This window comes from Pseudaestuariivita atlantica (genome assembly GCF_001205715.1).
Taxonomy (GTDB): domain Bacteria; phylum Pseudomonadota; class Alphaproteobacteria; order Rhodobacterales; family Rhodobacteraceae; genus Pseudaestuariivita; species Pseudaestuariivita atlantica.
The window spans coordinates 85540-102692 of record NZ_AQQZ01000004.1; the positions used below are offsets into that span (position 1 = coordinate 85540).

16 protein-coding genes are annotated in these 17153 nt (G+C 64.0%); 3 read left to right on the top strand and 13 right to left on the bottom strand.

Annotated features, from left to right (window positions below; translation table 11 throughout):
- Positions 1-38: 38 nt before the first annotated feature.
- From ATO11_RS09855 to ATO11_RS09910, 12 genes are all read right to left on the bottom strand, one after another.
- A complete protein-coding gene (locus ATO11_RS09855; protein WP_050530703.1) occupies positions 39-2018 on the bottom strand; it encodes an ABC transporter permease in 1980 nt (659 codons plus the stop codon).
- Positions 2015-3034, bottom strand: a complete 1020-nt coding sequence (locus ATO11_RS09860) for a quaternary amine ABC transporter ATP-binding protein (RefSeq protein ID WP_050530704.1) — start codon at positions 3032-3034, stop codon at positions 2015-2017. Before ATO11_RS09860 ends, ATO11_RS09855 begins: the two co-directional genes overlap by 4 nt.
- Positions 3035-3108: 74 nt before the next feature.
- Complete coding sequence (locus tag ATO11_RS09865; RefSeq protein WP_050530705.1) at positions 3109-4059, bottom strand: ABC transporter substrate-binding protein; 951 nt, start codon at positions 4057-4059, stop codon at positions 3109-3111.
- Positions 4060-4143: 84 nt separating this feature from the next.
- A complete protein-coding gene (locus tag ATO11_RS09870) occupies positions 4144-5478 on the bottom strand; it encodes an NAD(P)-binding domain-containing protein (protein WP_050530706.1) in 1335 nt (444 codons plus the stop codon).
- Positions 5475-5768 carry a DUF1330 domain-containing protein gene (locus tag ATO11_RS09875; protein WP_050530707.1) on the bottom strand — a complete coding sequence of 98 codons (294 nt, stop codon included), beginning with the start codon at positions 5766-5768 and terminating at the stop codon, positions 5475-5477. Before ATO11_RS09875 ends, ATO11_RS09870 begins: the two co-directional genes overlap by 4 nt.
- Positions 5769-5772: 4 nt before the next feature.
- Positions 5773-6363 (bottom strand): hypothetical protein, encoded by a 591-nt coding sequence (locus tag ATO11_RS09880; RefSeq protein ID WP_050530708.1) that lies wholly within the window; start codon positions 6361-6363, stop codon positions 5773-5775.
- The gene (locus ATO11_RS09885; RefSeq protein ID WP_050530709.1) at positions 6360-7211 is read right to left on the bottom strand and encodes a carbon-nitrogen hydrolase family protein; all 852 of its coding nucleotides are present in this window, start codon (positions 7209-7211) and stop codon (positions 6360-6362) included. The genes ATO11_RS09880 and ATO11_RS09885 overlap by 4 nt, the downstream gene beginning before the upstream one ends.
- A 3-nt stretch (positions 7212-7214) precedes the next feature.
- Complete coding sequence (locus ATO11_RS09890; RefSeq protein ID WP_050530710.1) at positions 7215-7628, bottom strand: hypothetical protein; 414 nt, start codon at positions 7626-7628, stop codon at positions 7215-7217.
- A 56-nt stretch (positions 7629-7684) separates the two neighbouring features.
- Positions 7685-9049: an FMN-binding glutamate synthase family protein gene (locus tag ATO11_RS09895; protein ID WP_050530711.1), complete on the bottom strand. Its 1365-nt coding sequence runs from the start codon at positions 9047-9049 to the stop codon at positions 7685-7687.
- 126 nt (positions 9050-9175) lie between these two features.
- Positions 9176-10045: a GltB/FmdC/FwdC-like GXGXG domain-containing protein gene (locus ATO11_RS09900; protein ID WP_050530712.1), complete on the bottom strand. Its 870-nt coding sequence runs from the start codon at positions 10043-10045 to the stop codon at positions 9176-9178.
- Entirely contained in the window at positions 10033-10968 is a 936-nt protein-coding gene (locus ATO11_RS09905; protein WP_050530713.1) for a class II glutamine amidotransferase domain-containing protein, read from the bottom strand. The genes ATO11_RS09900 and ATO11_RS09905 overlap by 13 nt, the downstream gene beginning before the upstream one ends.
- A 106-nt stretch (positions 10969-11074) precedes the next feature.
- Positions 11075-12550, bottom strand: a complete 1476-nt coding sequence (locus ATO11_RS09910; protein WP_050530714.1) for a glutamine synthetase family protein — start codon at positions 12548-12550, stop codon at positions 11075-11077.
- Positions 12551-12822: 272 nt separating this feature from the next.
- On the opposite strand from ATO11_RS09910, the gene ATO11_RS09915 reads away from it, so the two are divergent.
- Positions 12823-13497, top strand: a complete 675-nt coding sequence (locus ATO11_RS09915) for a FadR/GntR family transcriptional regulator (RefSeq protein ID WP_050530715.1) — start codon at positions 12823-12825, stop codon at positions 13495-13497.
- A 13-nt stretch (positions 13498-13510) separates the two neighbouring features.
- Here ATO11_RS09915 and epsE read toward each other — a convergent pair whose 3' ends face one another.
- The gene (gene epsE / locus ATO11_RS09920) at positions 13511-14716 is read right to left on the bottom strand and encodes an exopolysaccharide biosynthesis GT4 family glycosyltransferase EpsE (RefSeq protein WP_050530716.1); all 1206 of its coding nucleotides are present in this window, start codon (positions 14714-14716) and stop codon (positions 13511-13513) included.
- A 123-nt stretch (positions 14717-14839) separates the two neighbouring features.
- Between epsE and ATO11_RS09925 the strand changes: the two genes are divergently transcribed.
- Positions 14840-15706 (top strand): glycosyltransferase, encoded by an 867-nt coding sequence (locus ATO11_RS09925; RefSeq protein WP_278044291.1) that lies wholly within the window; start codon positions 14840-14842, stop codon positions 15704-15706.
- The gene (locus ATO11_RS09930; RefSeq protein WP_110553653.1) at positions 15703-17058 is read left to right on the top strand and encodes an oligosaccharide flippase family protein; all 1356 of its coding nucleotides are present in this window, start codon (positions 15703-15705) and stop codon (positions 17056-17058) included. The genes ATO11_RS09925 and ATO11_RS09930 overlap by 4 nt, the downstream gene beginning before the upstream one ends.
- Positions 17059-17153: the final 95 nt, after the last annotated feature.

The following is a 17153-nucleotide window of genomic DNA, read 5'->3' on the forward strand; positions in this document are numbered from 1 at the left end:
GCCCCGCCCTTGCGTGCGTGTCTCGCTGCGCGGTCGCATCACGCCAGCCCCAGCGCGCGGCGGCGGCGTTCGGCCCATGCGTTGATCGCGATGTCGAAGGTCAGCGCCATGAACACGACCGAGAAGCCGAGGACAAAGTTCTTGCCCAGATGTGTCCCGGCGAGCGTGCGCTGCAATTCCTGCCCGATGTCCCGCGTGCCGATGAAGGCGGCGATGATGACCATGAAGAAGGCGAACATCAGCGCCTGGTTCAGGCCCACCGCGATGGTCGGCATGGCCAGCGGCAGCTGCACGTTCTTCAGCTTTTGCCAGCGCGTGGCGCCGGCCATGTCCGCGGCTTCGGTCAGCTCGACAGGTACGCCGCGCAGGCCTTCGATCGTGTACCGGATTACCGGAACCATCGTGTAGATCAGGATCGACAGGATCACCGTGATGGGCGAGATGCCGAACAGCATGATGGCGGGCAGCAGGTAGATGAAGGACGGAAAGGTCTGTGCCGTGTCGCAGACAAAGATCGCCCCCCGCGAGGCCCGCGCCGACCGTGACGCCCAGATCGCGATGGGCATCCCGATCAGCACTGCCAGCAGCACCGCCGTCACGGTTGAATGGAGCGTCAGCATCGCCCGGTCCCACCAGCCGAAGAACGCCACCGTCGTGAAGAAGACCGCGCCGATGATCGCGGGCTGCGCGCCGCCCAGCGCATAACAGATCCCCGCCACCGCCGCGATCACCGCGAAGGTCGGCACGTAGAGCAGCGCGTTTTCCGTGGGGATCAGGATGAAGAGGTTGAAGAAGTAGCGGATGCCATTCGTCGTGGCCTGCACCCAGTCCCAGGCCAGCGCGGTCTTCATCGCCGTGTCGATTTCCTTGCCCATCGAGAAGGCCTGACGCCGCCCGATCTCGTCGAGATAGGGGACGACCTGCGCGACGAGGAGGAAGAAGACGAAGGTCGCGATGCCGAGAACCAGGAAAAAATGGCGCTGCCACCACGGGGTGCCCTTTTCGAAATGCTCGGGCTGCTTCACCACCCATGCCTTCGACAGCCGGTCAAGCGTGATGGCGAGGAGCACGATGGTGATCCCGATCTCGAACGAGCGGCCCAGCTTGAAAGAGTTCATCATGGCGAGCAGTTTCGCACCTAGCCCCGGCATCCCAATGAAGGCCGTCAGGACGACCATCGCTAGCGACAGCATGATGACCTGGTTGAGACCCACGAGGATCTCGGACCGGGCCGAGGGGATGAAGACGCGGGTCAGCATCTGCCAGCGGGTGCAGCCGGCCATCTTGCCGGCCTCGACCACCTCGGGCGGGACCTTTTTCAGGCCCACCGCCGTCATCAGGATCATCGGCGGCATGGCATAGACGATGGTCGCGACCGACGCCGCCGTTGGGCCTACCTTGAAGAAAATCACGGCGGGCAGGAGGTAGGTGTAGAAGGGGAGCGTCTGAAGGATGGCGAGGATCGGACGGATCGCGCGTTCGAAACGTTTCCATTTCCACGCGCTGATCCCGAGGATCAGGCCGATCACGAAGGACACGGGCGCGGCGATGACGATGACGGACATCGTCTCCATCGTCCATTTCCACTGGCCCATCAGCGCGGTCCAGACGAAGGTGCCCCCGGCCAGAAGCGAAAGTTTCCAACCGCCAAGCCACCAGCCCAGCACCGCCGCCACGCCGGCCACAGCCGACCAAGGCAGCGCGTCAAGGCGTGGCCAGCGCGATTTGCCGTAAAGCAGGTTCGCGGCGGCATCGATCGCAACGCCCAGCCAGCCGGATATCGCCCGGGTGACGTGGATCAGGCCCAGGTCGTTCTGGAACCAGGCAAAGATGGCGTCGAGCGCAGGTTCAAGCGGCGGGATGGCCCATTCCGGCACACGGATCAGCGCATCCGGCAGGAACGGGCGCAATAGCGTCAGGATGACCGCCGCCCCGAACAGGCCGATCAGGACGCGGGCCCGCGTGGACAATCCGGCGCGCGGCTCGGACGGGGGGGGATGGGCGACCGCGTCGGTCATGCCCCGTCACCCAAGAGAACGCCCAGCGCCTCGGCGCGCGGCATGGCCTTGATCGCGCCATCGGCCATCTTGACCGGAATGGCGTCGGAAGCGTCATTGACAAGCCGCCGCGCGAGCGACTGGATCGTGTCAGAGGCGGCGACGGGCTCTCCCTCTCCGGTCAGGCCCTCCTGCACCAGCACGCCCGCATGCACGACGCGGGCCTTGTCGATCTCTTCGGTGAACTTGCGCACGTATTCGGTCGCGGGGTTCAGCACGATCCGGTCTGGCGTGTCGCATTGTTCGACCGCGCCGTCCTTCATGATGGCAATGCGGTCGGCGAGGCGCAGCGCCTCGTCGAAATCGTGGGTGATGAAGACGATGGTCTTGCCCAGCATGTCCTGCAGGCGCAGGAACTCGTCCTGCATCTCGCGCCGGATCAGCGGGTCGAGCGCGCTGAACGGCTCGTCGAGGAACCAGATGTCGGGTTCGATGGCGAGCGACCGGGCGATTCCCACCCGCTGCTGCTGACCGCCCGACAATTCACGTGGGTAATATTCTTCGCGGCCTTCGAGGCCGACCAGCCTGATGACTTCCAGCGCACGGTCGCGGCGGTCGTGGCGGTCCTGCCCGCGCATTTCCAGCGGGAAGGCCACGTTTTCCAGAACCGTGCGGTGGGGAAGCAGCCCGAAGGACTGGAACACCATCCCCATCTTGGACCGGCGCAGGTCGATCAGCTCTTTCTCGTTGAACGCGCCGATGTCCTGTCCGTCGATTTCGATGGTGCCGCCGGTGATGTCGTGCAGGCGCGAGAAACAGCGCACCAGCGTCGACTTGCCCGATCCGGACAGGCCCATGATGACCAGCATCTCGCCACGGGCGACCTCGATCGAGACGTCCTTGACCCCTGCGATGTAGCCGTCCTCGCGGATCTGTTCATAGCTGTGGCCAGCGGGCATCGAGGCAAGGTAGGCCTCGGGCTTGGCGCCGAACAACTTCCAGACGTTTCTGGCGGAAATAACGGGCGTGTCGGACATTTTGATCTTTCTTGGGTCAAAGTCCGCCCCGCGCATGTCGCGGGACGGCTTTCGTTTTCAGGATGATGCCTGTCTTACGACTTGCAGCTGTTCATCCAGGGTTCGACAACGTCACGGTTGGCTTCCAGCCACTCCGCCGCCGCCTCTTCCGGCTCCAGCTCGTCGGTGTCGACCAGCTTGGCCATCTCGGCGATCTGCGGGTTGGTGAAGGAGATGTTGCTCAGAACGCAGTACGCGGTCGGCCACTTGTCCTTCATGCCGTCCCACGCGGCCTTCTTCAGGTAACCGGTCGCCGGGTTGCCGCAGTCATACAGGGCATTCGGGTTCGGACCCTTGGACGGATCGGTGTCACAGCCGGCTTCCCACTCGGGGAATTCGACGAATTCACCCGGCCACACGGCCTCGGCAAAGTTCGGCGTCCAGTTGAAGACCACGATCGGCTTCTTGTCGGCTTCGGCCTGGCCAATGTGGGCCCAGAGCGCGGCTGCCGAACCGGCGTTGACCACGATGAAGTCCATGTCGAGCGCTTCGACACGTTCCTTGCCGTGCTTCAGCCAGTCGACGGGGCCGTCAAGGTACATGCCCTTGTCACCCGATTCCGCCGTCTTGAAGAGCGACGCGCACTCGTTCAGGGCTTTCCAGTCCGGCAGGCCGGGGCAGGCATCCTTGGTCCACATCGGGTACCACCAGTCTTCGCGGGTCACCGCGTCGTGGTCGCCCGCGTCATGCAGACCGCCCTTTTCCAGCGCGGTGCGGAACGACTGGCCGAACGCGCCTTCCCAGACTTCCAGTTCCAGCGTCACGTCACCGAGGCGGACCGATTCATACACGGCCTGGCTGTCGGTGGTGATGTATTCGACCGAGTTGCCCATTTCCTCGAACATCTGGCCGACCACGTTGGACATCACGATCTGCGACGACCAGTTGTGGATCGGAATGATGATCGGATCGCTGCTGTCTTCGGCGAACGCTGCCGCCGGAGCCGCCAGCATCGATGCGGCAATCAGTGTTTTCAAAGCTTTCATTGCTTTACTCCCAGTTGTGGCGGCCTGTACCGCCGGTTTTGGCCTCTTGTGCGGGTGGTCTCCCGCCTCTTGGGCCGGCTCTTGTCAGACTTGCAAATAGTCCTCCAAACTGTCGTCCAGCGCGTCTTTCCACGGCGTGTGATGCGGCGGAGCCTTCGTACCGGTCATGGGACTGGTGTATCCGTGGTTGCGGAACTCCATGATCCCCTTCTTCTTGTGCTTCTTCCATTCGTAGAAGGCCTGGTTGGCGGCCTCGACATCGAAGGAAGGATAGTCGGTCTCGTCGATCAGTTCCTGGGTGTAGGCACCCTGGTAGGCGATGCAGGCATAGTCATCCTCAAGCGCGTCCTCGTCGGCCTGCCGCTGTTTCCAGTCGGCCTCCATGGCGGCGGCATCGGGCAGGCCGATCCGGCCCATGATGACATCCCGCACCCACCACGCCTGCGCGTCGAACATGTTGAACGTGTACCACTGGTCCTGCATGCCGAGGTAGAACATGTCGGTATCGCCGGTGAACACCACGCCCTTGTACAGATCATCCGCCGCCAGCCGGTTCGCCGTTTTCAGGCGCAGGCTGTCGGGCAGGAACGGGAAGTGGTGCTTGTACCCGGTGCACAGGATGATCGCGTCCACGTCCTTGGACGTGCCGTCGATGAAATGCGCCGTCTTGCCCTCGACCCGGTCAAGTTTCGGCACCTCTTTCCAGTTGTCGGGCCAGTCGTATCCCATCGGCGCGGTACGGTGGGCGACGGTGATCGACCTGGCGCCGTACTTCCAGCATTGCGAGCCGATGTCTTCTGCCGAATACGAGGTGCCGAGGATCAGGATGTCCTTGCCCTCGAACTCGCGTGCGTCGCGGAAATCGTGGGCGTGCAGGATGCGGCCGTTGAACTGCTCGAACCCCGGATAATGCGGCACGTTCGGGAAACTGAAGTGCCCCGTCGCCACGATCACGTGGTTAAAGACGCTGGTTTCCTCGCTGTCGGTCTCGCCATCACGCGCGGTAACCTCGAACCCGCCGTCGACCTTCCGGACGTCGCGCACGATGGTGTTGAACTTGATCCAGTCGCGCACACCCGCCTTCTTCACCCGGCCCTCGATGTAATCGAACAGAACGGCGCGCGGCGGGTAGCTTGCGATGGGTTTGCCGAAGTGCTCCTCGAACGTGTAGTCCGCGAATTCGAGACCCTCCTTGGGCCCGTTCGACCACAGGTAGCGATACATCGATCCGTGGCAGGGGTTGGCATGCTCGTCCACACCTGTCCGCCACGTATAGCGCCACAGCCCACCCCAATCGGGTTGCTTTTCGTAACACACGATCTCGGGGATTTCGGCGCCCTTGGCCTTGGCCGATTGAAAGGCCCTCAATTGCGCCAACCCCGACGGGCCGGCCCCGATGATGCAGATGCGTTTCGTCATGCAACTCCCTCCACGATAGTCTGGACGCTCGTCGACGCGGCTTGCCGCAGCGCACGAACGGGCGCGTATTCCGAAGAATGGTACCAATCCTGCGCAGCCTGATAAGAGGGAAACTCGATCACAACCGTGCGATTGCCCGGAGGTGTGCCTTCAAAGCTTTCCGAACGCCCGCCCCGCACCAGGAACGCGCCGCCGAACTTCTCGACGGTCGGCCCGACCAGCGCCACGTACCCCGGATAGGCCTGTGGGTCCGTCACGTTGATCTGGGCGATGACATATCCACGGGCCATGAGATCAGCGAATCTCCGGTTCCGAGGTGGACGCTTCCCAATCCGGCTCGAACGCGAGAACCACGCTATCGGATGGGAGGGCGGGGTTGAACAGCGCGTTATGCGCCATGGTCGCCTGCCACAGCGGGTTATGTTCCGCCAGCCGCCAGACCTTGGACCGCAATTCGAACATCTGGGCGTAGGCCTCGAACCGCAGGCGCACGCTTGCCGCCTCCCTCAGCGCCGCCGCGCCCGGCGATGCGGGCGGGAAGGTCGCGGTCAGGATATCGGTGAACTCGCTCGCCTTTTGGTAATAGGACGACGACAGGAACTGGACCGCCGTCTGCCGCCGCTGTGCAGGATCGTTCGTCTTGGCCGCCATGTGCTTCAGCTCGGGCGTGACGGAGTATCCGGGCGCCTTCGACATCACCGTGATGATATGGCCCATCGGCGCATCTTCACCGTCACGGAAAACGGCGGGCATGATCGCGTCGTCGGGCCGCCCGTCATTGTCGCGCATCGCGATCTGGCGCACGCGGCACTGCCAGCGCAGGAAAGCCTTGCGCATGGGATGATCCGCGAATGACGTCCCGAACGTGGCGGCAAGCGAGGTCATGCAACATCCTTTTCTAAGGCCGACGCGTTGATCGCGAAGGGCCGGTCATGGGACAGCGACGGAACACGGCCCTCGGCCTCTGCCACGGCGTCGAGGTCGATCTGCGCGTGCACGACGCCCGGCAGGGTCGAGCCGTCTGCCAGAACCTCGCCCCACGGCGACACGACCAGCGAATGGCCATAGCTTTCGTCTCCGCCGGGGATCGGCCCGATGGCGCAGGCCGACACGACAAAGCGCGTGTTCTCGATCGCGCGGGCGCGGTTCAGGACATGCCAGTGCGCCTCGCCCGTTGTCTTTGTGAAGGCCGCCGGTACAGCGAGGATCTCTGCCCCCGATTTCGCCAGCGTCCGGTAAAGCTGCGGGAACCGCAGGTCGTAACAGATGGTGTGGCCGATAGTGGCCAGGCCCACATCGTGGATCACGGCGGACCCACCGGCGGTGATCGTGTCGCTTTCGCGATAGGTCTTGCCCTCGCCCAAGTCGACATCGAACAGGTGCAGCTTGTCGAAGCGGCCCGTGATCTTCCCGTCCGGGGCGATCATGTAGCCGCGATTGACCAGCTTGCCGCCCGGCGCCTTGACGGCGATGGACCCGACATTGACCCAGACCTGCCGTTCTTCGGCAAAGGCCTGCAGCGCGTGCAGCACGTCATGCTTGTCTTCGGTCGCGGCGGGCGGGTGCAGGGCCCGCCCCTCGCTGCGCAACCCGCCGCAATATTCCGGCAGGAACAGGATATCCGCGCCCGCATTCGCGGCTGCATGTGCCATGGGCACCGCCTCGTCGATGGCCGAGGCGAAATCCGGCATCGGCCGGGTTTGCAGACAGGCGATATGCAGCGGGCGCGGCATGTATCAGAACTTCATGTAGGCCTTGCGCAGGGTCACCAGCGGGTGACGGTCCGACATCTGGAACTTGATCAGCAGCTCGCGCGCGATCATGTCGCGATCCTGCTGGTTGTCCGGCAGATCGATGCTGTCCGGGATGCGAACCCAGCCGTTGATGTTGCGGTCGAAGACGGCGGGTTTGCCCTCTTCATACCCCATGTGCACGTCTTCCAGCCAGTTGAGGTCGTCCCAGCCCATGGTTTCCATGTACTTGGCCAGGAACGGCGTCAGCCGGTCATAGTCGGGAACAAGGTTCACATCATAGCGATAGCCGATGTGCTGCCCGATTTCCTTTTCACGCTCGGACCCAAGGCCCGCCGCGTCGTTGATGAACTGGTCGACATCGGTGATTTCCGAGCCGCGATACTGTGTGCCTGCCATTGCAGTGTCTCCTGTCCTGTAGGGTGGGTGATAATCACCCACCCTACGTGTGGCTCTTAGAGGTGGTGGTAGTCTTCGATGCCCACCGTGTGGTTGGTGCCTGCCAGCGGAACGCCCGCCATGGCCGAGGCTTCCATCGTCAGTGCGGCCAGATCTTCGGGCTCGAGAGAGTGAAGATTGGTCTTGCCGCAGGCGCGGGCAAACAGCTGCGCCTCGATGGTGAGCGTGTGCAGGAAGTTGTACACGCGCTCTGCCGCTTCGTCCGGGTCAAGCCGCGAGCGAAGGACCGGGTCCTGCGTCGCCACGCCCACCGGGCAGCGGCCCGTGTGGCAGTGGTAGCAGTAGCCGGGCTCGGCACCGATTTCCTCGGGGTAGTTCGCCTCGGGGATGTCCTTGTTGCAGTTCAGCGCCATCATGGCCGAGTGACCGATGGCGATGGCGTCTGCACCCAGCGCGATGGCTTTCGCCACGTCCGCGCCGTTCCGGATACCACCGGCGTAGATCAGCGTGATCTCGCCGCGCTTGCCGAGGTCGTCGATGGCTTTCCGCGCCTGGCGGATCGCCGCGATGCCAGGAACGCCCGTGTCCTCGGTCGCAAGGTGCGGGCCAGCGCCGGTGCCGCCTTCCATCCCGTCGATGTAGATCGAGTCCGGGTCACATTTCACGGCCATCCGCACGTCGTCATAGACACGTGCCGCGCCCAGCTTCAGCTGGATCGGGATCTGCCAGTCGGTTGCTTCGCGGATCTCCTGTATCTTCAGCGCCAGATCGTCAGGGCCCAGCCAGTCGGGGTGACGGGCGGGCGAGCGCTGGTCGATGCCCGCGGGCAGCGAGCGCATCTCGGCAACCTGGTCGGTCACTTTCTGACCCATCAGGTGGCCGCCGAGGCCAACCTTACAGCCCTGGCCAATGAAGAATTCGCAGCCGTCTGCCAGAACCAGGTGGTTCGGGTTGAAGCCGTAACGCGACTGGATGCACTGGTAGAACCACTTGGACGAGTAGCGACGCTCGTCGGGGATCATCCCGCCTTCACCGGAACAGGTCGCGGTGCCTGCCATGGTCGCGCCGCGTGCCAGCGCGGTCTTGGCCTCGTACGACAGCGCGCCGAAGGACATGCCGGTGATGTAGATCGGGATATCCAGCTCCAGCGGACGCTTGGCGCGGGGGCCGATCTTGACGTCGGTGTCGCACTTTTCGCGGTACCCTTCGATCACGAAGCGCGTCAGCGTGCCCGGCATGAACGTCAGGTCATCCCAGTGCGGGATCTTCTTGAAGAGCGAGAAGCCCCGCATCCGGTAGCGGCCAAGCTCGGACTTGATGTGGATGTCATCCATCACGCGGGGCGGGAAGATGAAGCTGTCGCCGATGCGGTTCACATCGCGGGCGAGAGCCGGTTTCTTGGGCATGTCTCCGTCTGCCATGTCGTGTCCTTTCCAAAGGTGAGGGCATCCACCCGTGCCGGGCGCCGTCCCTTGGGTTGTTCTTGCGGGGTCGGCTGGCAAGCAGCCGACCTACGTAGGTCGGGTGATCTTCACCCGACCCGGCGATTACAGGATCAGTTTCTTCTCGTTGGGTTCGAGGTTGTCGTAGTTCCACAGCATCTTGCCGGCGACGACCTTGGTGAAGTGATCCACCCCCTTGTCGGGCATCATGCCGTATTGCTTGAGCTTGCGGGTCAGCCACGCCTTGTCGAGGTCGGTCAACTCGGCCGTGACCGCGTCAACGCCCAGCGACTTGATCTCGCCACCGACATAGATCGTGCCGTCATACATCGAGTCGCCCAGGTTCTTGCCTGCGTTCCCGCAGACCACCATGCGGCCCCGCTGCATCATGAAGCCCGACAGCGCGCCGGTGTCGCCACCGACGATGATCGTGCCGCCCTTCTGGTCGATGCCCGTGCGGGAGCCGACCGAACCACGGCAGACCAGGTCGCCACCGCGCATCGCGGCGCCAAAGGTCGAACCTGCGTTCTTCTCGATCATCACCGTGCCGGACATCATGTTCTCGCCACAGGACCAGCCGACGCGGCCATTGATGCGCACGTTCGGTCCGTCGATCAGGCCGACGGCGAAGTAGCCGGTCGAGCCCTCGATGATCAGGTTCAGCTTGTTCAGGATGCCGACGCCCAGCGAGTGCATGCCGCGCGGATTCTGCAGAACGACCGTGCCGTAGCCCTCGTTCATCAGGTCACGCACCTTGGCGTTCACCTCGGTCGTGGTCAGCCCGTCGCAATCCAGCTCGGTCCGCTTGTTGAAATCGACGTCGGGCGCCCAGGGATACGTGAACCGTTCCTCGGCATCGGGGTCGAATTCAATGTACAGCGACTTGCCGGTCAGCTGTTCGGTCGTCATGCCCAAGGCCTTGACCCGTTCTTCCTGGGTCATTTCCTTGAGTTCGGCGTCAGTCACGCTTGCCATACGCGGACCTCCTCATCATACGGGTCAGTCGTGTCGATTTCGTGGGGCAGGATCGCGCGGATCGCGACCTCTTCCGAGGCCATCGCGATCAGGTCGTCCGATTCGTACAGAACCAGCGGTTTCGCGGCCATCGTGTCCTTGGCCATGCCCAGCTGGTCCTTGGTGCAGACCAGGTAGGTGAAGACCCCGTCGATCTCCTTGATCGAGCGGCGCAGGCTGTCTTCCAGCGACACCCCGTTCGCGAGGTTGTGCGCCGTGTAGACCGCCAGCAATTCGCTGTCGCAGTTCGACATGAACCGGTGGCCCTTGCGCTCCATCTCGCGGCGCATGATCCAGTAGTTGGTAATCTGGCCGTTATGCACGACGCTGACGTCGTTGTAGGGGAACGCCCAGTAGGGGTGGGCCGACTTGATGTCGACATCCGACTCGGTCGCCATCCGCGTGTGGCCGATGCCGTGGGTGCCGGTGAAATCGTTCAGGCCATACGCGCCCGCAACGTCCGCCGCGTCGCCAAGGTCCTTGATCAGTTCGAGGCCGTTGCCGAGGCTCAGGATCTCGACGCCCTCGGTCTCTTCGATGTGCTCGGCCATCTCGCCGGTGTCACCGTCATGGCTGATGACATACCGCAGCGCATAGGGGCGCACGCGGTCCTTCGATTTCACCTTGGCGCCGTTCTCTTCGAGGATGGCCTCGACCGCGGCGATGCGCTCGTCCAGCACCTGGTGGATGCCGCGACCGCGGTTCATGTCTTCGGCCTCGGCGACCTTGAGCCGCATGATATAGTCGCCATCATCCGCCTCGCCGTACACCGCGTAGCCGGTCGAGTCCGGCCCCCGGTGCTTGAGGGCCTGCAACATCGCGGTCATCTCGCCGCCGACGTTGGAGCTTTTGCCCTTGTGGATCAGTCCTGCAATTCCGCACATTGCGGTGCGCCTCCCTTCAACCAGGTCGGGTGAGGATCACCCGACCTACGTCCGCATCGTAGGTCGGGTGCTTGCCACCCGACCCGCTTCGTTTCGCCGCCGTGTCTTACGGCAGACATTCCATGTAGGTTTCGTTGTCCCAGTCGGTCACAGTGGACATGAACCGGGCGTACTCGTCGCGCTTGTACTCTTCGAACAAGCGGTACATCTCGCCCGGCATGCCGCGCTGAACGACCTCGTCTTCCGCCAGGAAATCGAGCGCCTCGCCCAGGGACATCGGCAGCTTCTTCACTTCCTTGCCCTGTTCGATGGCTTCGTAGATGTTGCGCTCTTCCGGCTCGCCCGGATCCAGCTTGTTGTCGATCCCGTCATCCATCGCCGCCAAGAGGGTGGAGCCCATGATGTACGGGTTCACCATCGAGTCGACCGAGCGGTATTCGAACCGGCCCGGAGCCGACACGCGCAGACCTGTCGTGCGGTTCTGGAAACCCCAGTCGGCAAAGACCGGCGCCCAGAAACCCGTGTCCCACAGGCGACGGTACGAGTTCACCGTCGAACACCCGACCGAGGTCAGAGCCTGCAGGTGATGCACGACGCCACCGATCGCCTCGAGCCCTTCCTTGCCCGGCATCTGCGGGTCGTCGTCGTCCGGCATGAAGGTGTTCTCGCCACCTTTCACGTACATGTAGTTGTCGCGCATGCCCGGCAGGTTGTCGGGGTCGTTGCCGCACTTGACGAACTCGTCCTCGCCACCGCGCCAGAGCGACATGTTGTGGTGGCAGCCCGAGGCCGACACGCCCATGAACGGCTTGGTCATGAAGCAGGCAAAGATGCCATGCTCACGCGCGACCTGCGCGCAGATCTGGCGATACGTGGTCAGACGGTCGGCGTTGCGCAGCACGTCGTCGAACATCCAGTTCAGTTCCAGCTGGCCGGGCGCGTCCTCGTGGTCGCCCTGGATCATGTCGAGGCCCATCTGGCGGGCGTACTTGATCACCTGCATCGAAACGGGGCGCAGCGATTCAAACTGGTCGATGTGGTAGCAGTAGGGTTTCGAGAACCCGTCCTTGGGCTTGCCGTTCTCGTCGAACTTCAGCCACATCATTTCCGGCTCGGTCCCGATCCGCAGGCGACGGCCGTGTTTCTTCTCGAACTCCTCGTGCATCCGGCGCAGGTTGCCGCGCCCGTCCGACGTCAGGTACCCACCCGGATTTTCCTTTTCCTCGCGGTTGCGGAACAGGGTCGAATACATCCGCCCGATCTGCGGCGCCCAGGGCAGCTGCATGAAGGTTTCCGGCTCGGGGATGCCGACCAGTTCGGCGGCTTCCGGCCCGTATCCGAGGTAGTTGCCCGCGCGGTCGAGGAACAGGTTGACCGTCGCGCCGTACACCAGCTGGAAGCCCTTCTTGGCCACGCTTTCCCAGTGATCGGCGGGGATGCCTTTCCCCATGATCTTCCCGGTGACCGAGACGAATTGCAGGTAGAGATACTCGATCCCCAACCTGTCGATCATCTCGCGGACTTCCTTGATTTTCTCGTCGCGTCCCGGCGCGTCTACGAAGCGTTCCAGATCGGTGGCCACGTTTTCGTACTCCCTGTCGTTATGTGCGGTGCTGGCCGTTTGCCGGCCTTGCCCGGAAGAGCGCCGATCCCTCTCCAACGTCCCGCTGTCGACAACGGGCACCTGCACGGCGCCCCGAAACTGTCATGCGAATTGTCGGCTGGTCACGGCCATCCCTGTGCGTCACTTCGACCCGATGCAGACCAAAAAGCAACCTTTTTTGATCCAATTGCTTGCGTTTTGCCCAAATCTTGTTAATTTGGCCTAGTATTGGATCAAACACTGGTTGAAAAATGCCCAGACTTGGTGCGGCAGAGATCGCCTCGGAAATGCGCCGTTCGATCGAGAACGGAACGTACAGACGATTCGAACGGCTTCCGGCCTCCCGACAGCTGGCAGAGCGATTCGGGGTCGCCCGGAACACCCTGCGCGACGCGCTCTACCAGCTTGAACGCGAGGGATTGCTGGAGACGCGGGCGGGGTCCGGCACCTACGTGACGGCACCGGAGCAGAATACGGTTCCGTCGGTGGTGCAGAACGCCACGCCGCTGGAACTGATCGATGCCCGCTTCGCGCTGGAGCCGCATATCTGCCGGCTGGTCGTCCTGCATGGGCGGCACGAAGATTTCGACAAGCTCGAAGCGCTGTGCCAGCGGATGGAGGCGGCGTCCGGCGATCCGGTTGCCTTTTCCGAGGCCGATACCGAGTTTCACCGCGCCCTGGCGAGCGCGACGCGCAACAACCTCCTCATCTGGCTGATCCAGCAGATCAACACGGTGCGGTCGCTGGGGGAATGGACCCGGATGCGGCACCTGACGCTCGATCAGAAGATCATCGCGCATTACAACGCCCAGCACCGGGAGCTTCTGAACGCCGTGCGTTCGCGCGAGCCCGAGCGGGCGGCAGCCAAGATGAAAGAGCACCTGGAAACGGCGCGGCTGTCGCTGACACGGGCCGCCGACACCTGAATGCGCGACAGGTCTAGGCGTGGGTGCCCAGCGCCTCGGCCGTCAGGTCGCGGATCGTTTCCGCCCCAAGCGTGGCACGGAACTTCTCGACGATCCGCGCGCGGCCCGCAACGCTGAGGGCGCGGCAGGTGTCAGGATCGGATGCCAGCCGCGATATCGCGTCGGCCAGCGCCTTGGGATCCTGCGGCGGGACCAGCACGCCTTCGACGCCATCGCGGATCAGTTCCGGCACGCCGCCCGCATCGGTACCGATGGTCGGCACGCCGCAGGCCATCGCCTCCATGTACGCCACGCCCAGCGGTTCGGCGAAACTTGCCAGCACGAAGATATGAGCATCCAGCAACCGCTCACGCACCGCGTTCGCGTCGATCGCGCCCAGCAGGCGCACATGGGCCGACAGGTTCAGGCGGGCCAGTTCGGCCTCCAGCCGGGTGCGGTACCCGGTGCCGCCCACGTCATCCTCGCCCGCGATGTCCAGCCGCACGTCGACCCCGCGGTCGATCAGCAGGCGGCAGGCCTGCATCAGCTCTTCGTGCCCCTTGATCCGGTTGAGACGCGCACAGCAGAACAGGCGGACGGGCTGCGACGGTTCGGGCGGGACATAGGGCGCTTCGCGGTCGAAGGCGTCGGTATCGACGCCCATCGCCTGCACGACCGTCCGGTCGGGCATGTCGTTGCCCAGCGCCTCGGCGGTTTCCTCCATCAGGGACCGGGTGATGATCGTGGCATAGGCCGCGTTGCGCCATTTGAGCGGTTGTCCGGGGCCGTAATCCTGCAGGAACCCGTGCAGTGTCAGGCCGTAACCGGGACCGCCCGCGCGATGCGCCAGCGCGGCGATCAGGGCGGACCGTCCGCAGGAATGGGCGTGCAGGTGATCGACGCCGCGCGCCTTCGCCTCCCGGATCAGCTTCCGCGCGGCGGGTGCGCTGACGGCGGCATCCTTCAGCACCGCGACGCCCTCCTTGCCGACCTGCCGCCACAACTCACCCCATGCGAGGGACGGCAGGCCGCCCAGAACATCCGTCGCCGACATGTCGCCAAGGTAGACGGTGCGCGCCATCGCCTCGTCCGACCAGGCATGCGACACGATGCCGGCGGGTGGGCGGCGGGTCGAGAATATGGTGACCGTGACGCCAAGGTCTTCGAGAGCAAGAATTTCACGCCAGAAAAAGATATGCGTCTGGCCGGGAAATTGCGGGATGAGAATTCCGATATGCATGTTGCGCCTTGTGCCACGACGGGGCGGTGGAATTCGGTTAAAAAATCGTGACGCGCACCATCCTTTGACCACAGTTACATGTATACTGCGGTCTGGCCAGATTTGAGAAGGACGCTCCCGCAGGTGACAGATATTGACGTCACGACAGCACACCCGGCACCGCCGGGCGCGAGCGTCATCGTCCCGGCCCACAACGAGGCGGCGATGATCGGGCCGTGTTTGCGCGCGGTTCTGGAGTCGGACCATGATGGGCCGGTGCAATGCGTGGTGGTCGCCAACGGCTGTACCGACGACACCGTGGCCAAGGCGCGCGCAAAGGCCGCCGATTTCGCCGCGCGCGGCTGGGAATTCGAGGTACTCGACCTGCCCGAAGGCGGCAAGCCCGGCGCGCTGAATGCGGGCGACGCGGCGGCGCTGCACCCGGTCCGCATCTACCTTGACGCGGACGTGGAGATCTCGCCCGCCCTGATGGGCGGTCTCGTGACCATGCTGGACCGGCCCGACGCGGCCTATGCCAGCGGACGGGTCACCATCCCGCGCGCAAGGACTTGGGTGACCCGCGCCTATGCCCGGTTTTACAGGCAGGTCCCGTTCATGACGCATGGCGTGCCGGGATGCGGGCTGTTTGCCGTGAACGCCGCCGGGCGCGCCCGGTGGGGAGACTGGCCCGGCATCATTTCCGACGACACCTTTGCACGGCTGAATTTCGCGCCACAGGAACGGCATGGGGTCGATGCGCCGTATTCCTGGCCCTTGGTCGAAGGATGGGACGCGCTGGTGCGCGTGCGGCGACGGCAGAACGCGGGCGTCGACGAACTGGCCCGGTCACACCCAGCACTGATGGCCAACGACGACAAGCCGCGTTTCGGGCCCGGTGCCGTTTTGGCCGCCGCATTGAAAGCGCCAGCCGGGTTCGCCGTGTACGGTGCCGTGGCGCTGGCCGTACGGGCCACGCGCAACCGCGCGACGGGATGGAGCCGGGGGCGATGAGCTTTACTTCTGCCCTTCGCGGATCGTCCCTGACCGCGCGCATCTTTCGCAGCGCCGGGCTTACGGTTGCCGGCTTCGGCGCCAGCCAGGCGATCCGGCTTGCGTCGAACCTGATCCTGACGCGCATCCTGTTTCCCGAAGCCTTCGGGATGATGGCGATCATCGTGGTGATCCTGATGGGTCTCGCCATGTTCTCGGACGTGGGGGTCACGCCCGCGATCATGCAGTCGAAACGCGGGGACGACCGCGATTTCCTCGACACGGCATGGACCATCCAGGTGATCCGGGGCGTGGCGCTGTGGGTCGTGGCCTGCGGTCTCGCATGGCCCGCGGCGTGGTTCTATGGCGAGCCGGACCTCGTCTACCTGCTGCCGGTCGCGAGCCTTGTTCTGATCATCAACGGCTGCGACCCGACCAAGAAGGACACCGCCAACCGGCATCTTGTGCTGGGCCGGGTCACGACGATCGAGATCGTGGTGCAGCTGGTCGGTATCGTGACGGCGGTCGCGCTGGCGCTTTGGTGGAATTCGGTCTGGGCGCTGGTTGTCAGCTACCTCATGGCGGCGGCTGCGCAACTGGTGCTGTTCCGCCGCTTCCTTCCGGGGCCGAACAACCGCTTCCGGTGGGAGAAACCCGCCGCGCATGAACTGATCAACTTCGGCAAATGGGTCTTCCTGTCGACATTGTGCGGGTTCTTCTTTGCGCAAGGCGACCGGATCGTGCTGGGCAAAGTGCTCGAACTCGACACGTTCGGGGTCTACAACATCGCCTATTTTCTTGCCTCCTTCCCGCTGCTTCTGGGCGGCATGATCACGCGCAAGATCCTGATCCCCATCTACCGCGAAACACCGCCCAAGGCGTCGCGGGCGAATTTCCTGAAACTGCGCAAGATGCGCGTCGTGGTCACCGCGGCTCTTTTGCTGATGCAGGCGGTCTTTGCCTGCCTTGGTGTCTGGCTTGTCGATCTGCTCTATGACCCGCGTTACGCGCTGGCGGGGCCGGTCGTCGTGGTGATCGCGGTGATGCAGATCCCGATGCTGATCGCGCTGACCTATGACCAAGCCGCGCTGGCGGCGGGGGACAGTCGAAGGTTCTTTGTCCTCGCCGTGGCGCGCGCCGTCCTGATGATCGCGGGGCTGGTAGTCGGGTACCAGGTGGCGGGCCTGTTCGGCGCGCTTCTGGGGCAAGGCGTGGCGATGGTCGCCGTCTACCCTGTAGTCATCTGGCTCGCCCGGCACATGGGCGCTTGGGACGTCCTGCACGACGCGGTTTTTGCCGTCCTCGGCATCGCCATCGGCCTGCTTGCGCTTTGGCTCAACGCCCATGCGGTGGCCGAACTGGCGGCGTTCTAATCGGCCGAGGCTACGATCCAGCCGGGAAAATCCACGCGCCACATTACCGTTCCGTCACGCGCGACAATCCCGCTCTTGTCATTCCACCGTTGCCC